6 protein-coding genes are annotated in these 5,703 nt (G+C 64.9%); 4 read left to right on the top strand and 2 right to left on the bottom strand.

The window, feature by feature from the left end:
* Positions 1 to 1,052: 1,052 nt before the first annotated feature.
* The gene (locus ACFYX0_RS46385) at positions 1,053 to 1,676 is read right to left on the bottom strand and encodes a GIY-YIG nuclease family protein (protein ID WP_388981518.1); all 624 of its coding nucleotides are present in this window, start codon (positions 1,674 to 1,676) and stop codon (positions 1,053 to 1,055) included.
* A gap of 22 nt (positions 1,677 to 1,698) precedes the next feature.
* Here ACFYX0_RS46385 and ACFYX0_RS46390 point away from each other — a divergent pair, with 22 nt between their 5' ends.
* The 4 genes from ACFYX0_RS46390 to ACFYX0_RS46405 all read left to right on the top strand — a co-directional run bounded on the left by ACFYX0_RS46390 (position 1,699) and on the right by ACFYX0_RS46405 (position 4,291).
* Complete coding sequence (locus ACFYX0_RS46390) at positions 1,699 to 2,031, top strand: WXG100 family type VII secretion target (RefSeq protein WP_388981521.1); 333 nt, start codon at positions 1,699 to 1,701, stop codon at positions 2,029 to 2,031.
* Positions 2,028 to 3,176 (top strand): WXG100 family type VII secretion target, encoded by a 1,149-nt coding sequence (locus tag ACFYX0_RS46395; protein ID WP_388981523.1) that lies wholly within the window; start codon positions 2,028 to 2,030, stop codon positions 3,174 to 3,176. Before ACFYX0_RS46390 ends, ACFYX0_RS46395 begins: the two co-directional genes overlap by 4 nt.
* A 3-nt stretch (positions 3,177 to 3,179) precedes the next feature.
* Entirely contained in the window at positions 3,180 to 3,446 is a 267-nt protein-coding gene (locus tag ACFYX0_RS46400; protein ID WP_388981526.1) for a hypothetical protein, read from the top strand.
* 71 nt (positions 3,447 to 3,517) lie between these two features.
* Positions 3,518 to 4,291 (top strand): hypothetical protein, encoded by a 774-nt coding sequence (locus ACFYX0_RS46405; RefSeq protein ID WP_388981528.1) that lies wholly within the window; start codon positions 3,518 to 3,520, stop codon positions 4,289 to 4,291.
* A 184-nt stretch (positions 4,292 to 4,475) separates the two neighbouring features.
* Here the strand turns inward: ACFYX0_RS46405 and ACFYX0_RS46410 are convergent, their stop codons facing one another.
* A complete protein-coding gene (locus ACFYX0_RS46410; protein WP_388981531.1) occupies positions 4,476 to 5,198 on the bottom strand; it encodes a hypothetical protein in 723 nt (240 codons plus the stop codon).
* Between the last annotated feature and the right edge of the window lie 505 nt (positions 5,199 to 5,703).

Consider the following 5,703-nt stretch of genomic DNA (forward strand, 5'->3'; position numbering starts at 1 on the left):
CGACGACATCACAAGCCGTCACTCCCACCAGACCACCGACCCCATGCCCCACCAGCGAAAACGCAGTCCTCGCGTCCGGAAAGACAACAGCTTCTTAGGAGAGAGGGAGGGGGATTTCTCGCCTGGGCAGCGGCTTCGATGACCGAGGAAGCGAGCGGCTACTCAACCGCAGGACACCGGTGTTGACCGTGACTAACCCCTGCATCTGGCACGGCTGTGGCACGGGGGCTGCTCTGCGACAAGCTGCGTGCAGCCCCTCAGTCTGGGGCCTGCCCTGGACCGTCGTCGACTCAGCACGGTCCCTTGCCCCCCTTCCACTGATAACCCTACGCATGCGATGTGTTGCGGTACGCTAGAAGTGCGTCGGCTCGCCGCCAAGGGACCGATGCGGTTGTAACAAACCCGTCCCGGCAGGCGATGGCTGCCGTCAGTAGGACGGGCCCGAGCGGGCGCCTGGCAGCGCTACCTCGTTCGATGAGTGCGTCTCTGTGCGCGCACAGGCTGCCGCTAGTGCCATCTTGAGTTCTGCCACCATCGGGCAGTCTCAACCGAAGCAACCCGTACAAGTTGTGGGGTAGCTCGGTTGAGAGCTGCCACACAGACCTCTCGGCTGACTCCCCATCCTCGGATGAAGGGACAGAAGCCGTCGTGGAGAACAGGACCAGCCCTCGCGCGAAGATTCAGACGATAGTCACGGTCCTCATGGCAGCCGTGATCGCGGCCTTTCTCGCTGGCCTGTTGGGACACTGGCTTCATCGAGACGCTGTCGAGTGGGGCGCTTGGACGTTTACGACCGTCGCCACCCTCGGTGTCGCGATCTGCGGTGTTCTTTGGGCCACTGAGACACCCTGAGCCGGTGTCTCGTGACTTGGGCGACAAGATGGTCGGCAGGGGGATTGTGGCTTCGCTTGCTTACCGGCTGCTGTCGGTAGCCTGCCGTTCCATCCGATGGGGGAGCAGCCCGGACACGAGGTCGGGGCTCCTTCTTCTTGCCCTGGGTCTTGCCGGGGATCTTGGCTACCTGCGTTTTCCCTGGTCCGCAGGCTGATCGACTACTGCTGACCCGTCGTCATTGGCTGTCGTTGGCTGCTCTCGATCAGCCTCGGACGGCCCAGAGACGGCCCGGACAACAGCCCGTCTGCCAGTCCGACGGCCCACGAACTGACGGGCAACGCACGGGCCCGCTGGCGTGCTTGGGCCCGCAGCTCCTTCAACCGGGTGTGGAAGGCATTGGGGCGGTTCTGGTCGAGGTTCAGCGGGCGGTCGAGTTGGGAGATGAGCTGTGACTCCAAGGTCCACGGTTCGATCTTCTCGACCCAGCACACTCGCGCGTCGTCCGCCATCCACTGGCTCAGGGTGGCTTCGCCGGCGTTGCCGAAGGTCATCCGCTTGCCGCTGCCCACGCGGCGCAACTCTGTAGACGGGCCAGCAAACTGGGCTCTTGGGCTGAGAGCGTTGTGGCAAACGGAAGCCCACCCCGGCAGCCGGGTCGAAGCTGGCTTGTACTCAGATCGCCGCTGTCCTCTCACCGCCCCAAGGCCGCCACCGTCCAGAGAGCCCTGCGCGAGAAGCAGATGGTGCATCTTCTGGCCAAAGGGCATGACAACATCGCGTTTTGACCCCGTAAAAAGCCCTTCCCTGCGGATCACTGACTCCGGTACTGCTGGTCTGTTCATGCATTCGACTACGGGGAACGGAATGAACCACTTCGGTGTCGACCCCGACAGGCTGACCGACCTTGCCGGGAAGTTCGACAGGGAGGCGAAAGACCTGGCGAAGCCGATCGAGGGCTTCGCGGCGACCGCATCCGAGATCGGAGAGGCCTTCGGCGTGCTCGGCGTCTGCGACGGTGCGGCGCAGAAGTACCAGACGCTGCTGAACAGCACCCTCAAGGCACTCGGGCAGCTGCCCGGGTTGCTCACCAGCAACGGCGACCGGCTGCGGCTCAACGCCACCAACTACAAGGACTCGGACCAGACCGCCGTGGACCACCTCCGCGCAGCGACGCAGCCGGCAGGAGGCCCGGCGTGAGCATCAACAGCTGGATCGACGGCAAGGTCCTGGAAATCCTCCAGGCCTGCGGGGTGGAACTCCCGGGCGGCAACGGCGACACGCTCCGCTCGGTCGCCCGTGCCTGGGACACCATGGGCGACGAGCTGACAGAAGTCGTGCATGCCATCGACGTCCAGATCCAGGGCGTCGACAAGCAGGGCTGGCACGGTGAGGCCCGCGATGCCTTCGAGAAGCACTGGGAGGAACAGAAGCACGTCATCAAGGACGTCGCGCACAACTTCCACCAGGTGGCCGACGGGCTGCGGACGTACGCCGACGAGATCGACAAGATCAACGAGGAGATCATCGACATCTGCGTCGAGATCGCCGAGATGGAGGTGGCCGGAGCGGCGCTCTCCTTCTTCACCGGCTTCCTCTCCGACCTCGTCGCGAACACGGCCGTGGCCTCGCGCGTCGCCAGGATCATCGACCTGGTGAAGCTCTTCACCTCGGCCGCGGAAAAGGTGGCGGCGCTGATCGAGAAGTTCTTCGGCCTCGCCGAGAAGTCAGCCGCATTCGTGGAGAAGATGCTCACAACCGGGGTAAAGATCCTCGGAAACTTTGCCAAGAAGGGGCTCGAGAGCTTCGCCACGAACTTCGTCGCCGACTCGGGCAGCATGATGCTCAGCCAGGCGCTCAACGGCCAGCCGATCACGGTAGGAGAGGACTTCGCCACTGGCGGCAAGGAAGCTCTGGGCACGGCCGCTTTCACAGCGGGTGGCGCGTCGCTGGCCCAAGGCGCCCACCTGACGGGCGCAGTCGGCAAGGTCCTCAGCGGCGACGGCCGGGTCGGGAGCGCAGCCAACGGGGCGCTCGGCAACATCAGCGGCGGCCTGACGGCCGACGTGTGGAACCATCAGGACGGCGCGACGATCGGGTGGGACGCAGCGACGAACGCAGTGACCGGAGCGACCGGAAACGCCGCCAACGACGCCCACTTCCATCACATGGAGGAACGCGGCAGCCTCGGCGGCGAAAACCTCAGCGACGGGGGCAAACTCACCGACTCCGCGTACAAGAACTCTTTCAGCACCGGCCTCAACACGGCGGTCTACGCGGCGGGCTCCGGCATCGAGTCGGATGTCCAGAACCTGGCCAAGGACGCCGAGAAAGCGGGCGAGTGATCTGTGTACGGTGAGCTCGGGAACGTGATCCTCGCGGGGGTCGCCCACAACAACCCGAACTACGACCCCGGCTGGAAGGGCTTCTTCTCGGCGCTGGTCGTTATTGCTGGGGGTGCACTCATCCTCGCGGGTGTGACCGCGGGCTTCACCACGTGGCGTCGCGCCGAGCAGCCGCGTGAAAAGGGTCTTTGGCGGGTGCTCCTTGCCACGACGGGGTGCTTCGGGGTCGTGGGCCTCGCGATTATAGCCGTCGGCGTGTGGCTGTCGTAGAAATCGAAGGGGAGTCTTGAGAGATCGGTGCTGGTCGCTCTGAGGCGGCTGAAGGCAGGTAGCGTCATCGTGTGCTGGCGCTCTTCGACCTCGACAACAGGGTCTGCTGCACGATCGGGAGGCATCTGAACCGGCTTGCCTGGCAGGGCGGGTGCTTAGAAGGCGCACTTCTGGTATGCCCGCAGTGGGCCACTGACCTGGGCAATGTACGGCCTGGAGTAGCCTCGCATGCCGACTTCGACAGGCATTCGACTGGCTTTTTCGCGTGCGCCCAAGCCGGTGGCAGTGCACACTTCTTCGCCGTGGAGATCATCAAGGGCGAGCTTCGGCGTCTGCGGTCCGGTCTCGGAGCTGATGACAGTCAGCAGAGGCCGTTTCTCGTGCGGGTCCGGTTCACCGCCGAAAATCCGGCACAGGTCATCGCAGATGCCCGTGCTGTGCTGACGTCTGTGGTCGAGCTGACGGATGACTGGCCCGCCTTCGAGCGGTGGACGGAGCTGCTGCCGGCATGGTTCGTGCAGCGGTGCGCGCCGGAGCACGCGGAGTCGGGGGCTGGCCTGCCATTGGACGCCCAGGCCTGGCTCCGGAAGTGGCAGGCGATGACGCCTGAGCAGAAGGCGGACTTCAGTCAAGGGCCTTGGACGCTGTCAGGCTGGCTCCACTACTTCGACCCAACCGAGGAGGGGATGGGCGACGACCGCAGCTGGTGGTGGTGGGACGCGGGGTCAGGCCAGCCGGGCAATGGCTGGGTTGAGGTAGCCACCACCGGTTGGCCATTCGGCAGCGGTTCGCTGTCTTGGCTGATCGAGGCCAGCTGTGGCAGGGATCTCACGTATGGCGCCTGAGCGTCGGGGACCACGGTGGTAGTAGTTGCTGCGCAGCACTCGCGTTGACCACCGCTTTACAAGTTCGATCACGGGTCGCCTGGAGACACTTCAGCCCGCGGCAGCACGGCCACCTCTGACTGTTCCGGGCCGCTGGTGTTCGTCAGCGTTGATGTCAGTCATGGATGTCAGGGCGTGGCGTCCTTCACCCATTGAGGACGTCGGCGAGAGCCTGCGTCTGGTCCGGCGTGATACCGAGTGCGAGCGGCACCCGGCGGGGACTGTAGGGCGACGAACAAACTGCGATCGGGTTGTCGGCAGTCACAGTCCAGCGGGGGCCCTCACCTGGCTCAGGTTCGCCCAGCACGCTTGTCGCCAACTCCCGGGCTGCATCGGAAGGCACTCCACAGTGGGTCAACGCCAGCGTCACTGTGCCGTGAGCTTCGTTGGGTATTTCCGCATCTCCGAGCATCGGAAGGAGGAGCAACAGGCGCTGTGACCTGTCGGTCAGGCCTTCACCGTGGTCCGGCGTGGATGCTGCCAGCGTGGTGAGTTCCGTCCAGGACAGCCCGGGGCCGGCATCGTCCGCGCCGCACTGGCCGAGGTAACCGAGCCGTCCCCAGTCAGGATGGCGGACGAAGAAGTCGACGTTGTTCACGTCTTCGAAGTTGGCGTACACGACGTAGGCCGTATGCCCGCCAGCCATGGGCGCGCGCAGGACAGGCCAGGGCTCTTCGGGATCACTGAGGCGTCCCACCATGCCCTCGTAGGCTGATGCGTCCACCCCGTAGCGCTGTGGATCCTCGCTCGGATCACCCACAGTCAACAAGAGATGGGCGAGCCAAAAGGCGGGCTCCAGCGCGAGGTCCTCGCCGGATACCAGTTCGCAGTCCTCGAAGTACTCCGGGATGTGCACAGAAACAGCCATGCGCGGAGCGTACTCGGCAGGGCCTACGTGGTCGGCGACGACTGATCGGTGCCTCCACCGCCCGCCTGTAGAGGGACGACCCTTAGCCGACCGGCCACGGCATGCCGCCAAGCGCTTAGAAGATGCGGGCAAGCCATGGAGGGATGGCCCGTCGGCCACCCCGCCGTTACCGTGCCGGGTCGCGCAGTGCCGCTGACGTCCGTCGTCGTTGCCGTCAGCGTTGCCGTCACCGTCGGCGGACGCGACATCGCGGGGGCCTGTCATGCCGGTCTACTGATCACCGGTTCCGCTGACCAGCAGGACAGAAGAAGCCCATGGCTCTGACCTCGTCGGATGCCGTGGGCTTCTGTCGTTGTTGGTTGGCGTCGACTGACGTCGGACGGCCCAGCGACGGCCCGGTTTCGCGCAGCTAACCCTGGCTATTCAGCGGAATTGGGCGACCTGACGCCCCGATAGCAGAAAGGTGCCGTTGACCTGCAAGGATGTGAGTGTCGAAGTCATATCC

Source organism: Streptomyces sp. NPDC002573, from assembly GCF_042889625.1.
GTDB classification, from domain to species: domain Bacteria; phylum Actinomycetota; class Actinomycetes; order Streptomycetales; family Streptomycetaceae; genus Streptomyces; species Streptomyces gibsoniae.